Source organism: Candidatus Saccharimonadia bacterium, from assembly GCA_035544015.1.
Taxonomy (GTDB): Bacteria; Patescibacteriota; Saccharimonadia; order UBA4664; family UBA4664; genus UBA5169.
The window spans coordinates 1-1,644 of record DATKIP010000106.1 but is presented as its reverse complement, the minus strand read 5'-3'; the positions used below and the strand labels follow the sequence as shown (position 1 = coordinate 1,644).

Here is a 1,644-nt window from a genome sequence, read left to right as displayed (position 1 = left end):
GCAATCCTTCTGAGCCGCACGATGATAGATGAAACGATAGATTGACTCATGGCTAACGATGACACGACCATATGTTCCGGGACTATCAGGATTTCCGTGTGTGAGCGGGCGATTGAACGTTACGCCGCCATGGCCTTGATGAAGCGTTCGCCGAAGATGACGGCGAATTGAGCTTTTGCCATGGACCACTCACGCGGCGGCATCCTCCACTCTTTTTCCGAGCGGTTCAAGATCAGATACAGCAGCTTGGTGGCGGCATCGTCGCTGGGGAAGTGGCCCCTGGCCCTGACGGCGCGCCGGAGCTTTGAGTTCAGCGCTTCAATGGCATTTGTGGTGTAGACGATCCTGCGCACCTCCTCGGGGAAGGCGAAGAACGGGATGACCTCGCCCCATGCCCGCCGCCAGCTTTGGCCGATGGCGGGATAGCGCTGGCCCCAGGGGCCGGCCTCGAAGCCCGTCAGCGCCTTTTCAGCGGCGTCGGCATCGATGGCGCGATAGATGTCCTTCAGCGCCGTCGCCAGTCCCTTGCGATCCTTCCAGGACACGAAGTCCATGGAATTGCGCAGCAGATGGACGATGCAGGTCTGAACGGTCGCATCCGGGAACACGGCGGTGATCGCGTCCGGAAAGCCCTTGAGGCCGTCGACAACCGCAAGCAGGATATCTTCGACGCCGCGGTTCTTCAGCTCGTTCATGACGCGCAGCCAGAATTTGGCCCCTTCATTCTGCTCCAGCCACAGGCCGAGAACCTCCTTGCCGCCATCCGCGCGGACGCCCAGGGCGATATGGATCGCCTTGTTGCGGACCATGCCTTCGTCGCGGATCTTGACGCGGATCGCATCGAAAAAGACAAGCGGGTAAACCGCATCGAGCGGCCGTTGCTGCCAGGCGGCGACCTCGTCGAGCACGGCATCCGTGACCGTGCTGATCAGATCGGGCGACACCTCGATCCCGTAAAGCTCCTGCAGGTGCCCCGTGATCTCCCGGGTGCTCATGCCGCGCGCATACATCGACACGATCTTCTCGTCGAACCCCGGAAAGCGGCGCTGATATTTGGGGATCAGTTGCGGATCGAAGCTCGCCTCGCGGTCACGCGGCACGTCGAGCTCCAGCTTGCCCGTGTCCGTCATCACCGTCTTGCGGCCATAACCGTTGCGGGTGTTGCCGGTGCTGCCGTCGCTGGCGAGGTGATGATCCATCTCTGCGTTCAGCGCTCTCTCGGTCAAAGCTTTCTTCAGCGAATCGAGCAGCCCGCCCTGGTCGAACGCCGCACTCGCGTCGCCGCCTGCCAGCAATTGATCGAGAAGCGCATTCGGTATCGTAGGTTCTTTACGTCGGGGCATTCCGGGTCTCCTTCTTTCCCATTATGCCCGCTCACACACGAAATTCACGACAGTCCCCAGCGGCGCGCACCTCCGTCTTGCCAACCTGAGCGGAGCCGAACTCCGACAGGCCAACCTGGACCAAGCCGACCTGCAATATGCCAACCTTACCCTCGCCCATCTGTATCAAGCCCGCCTGAGGGGCACCGACGTAGCCGGCGCCAACCTGTATGACGCCTCTCTGGTCGAAGCCGACTTAAACCACGCCAACCTTCTGTTGACCAAGCTGGAGCACGCCAACCTGATGAAAGCCGACCTGAGC

The 1,644-nt window shown here is 61.2% G+C and carries 1 protein-coding gene; it reads right to left on the bottom strand.

Annotated features, from left to right (window positions below):
• Positions 1 to 119: 119 nt before the first annotated feature.
• A complete protein-coding gene (locus VMT30_08920) occupies positions 120 to 1,343 on the bottom strand; it encodes an IS256 family transposase (protein ID HVQ45050.1) in 1,224 nt (407 codons plus the stop codon).
• Positions 1,344 to 1,644: the final 301 nt, after the last annotated feature.

Excerpts from the sequence above, each read along its gene's own strand:
- VMT30_08920 (HVQ45050.1), bottom strand. The coding sequence starts at position 1,343 with ATGCCCCGACGTAAAGAACCTACGATACCGAATGCGCTTCTCGATCAA.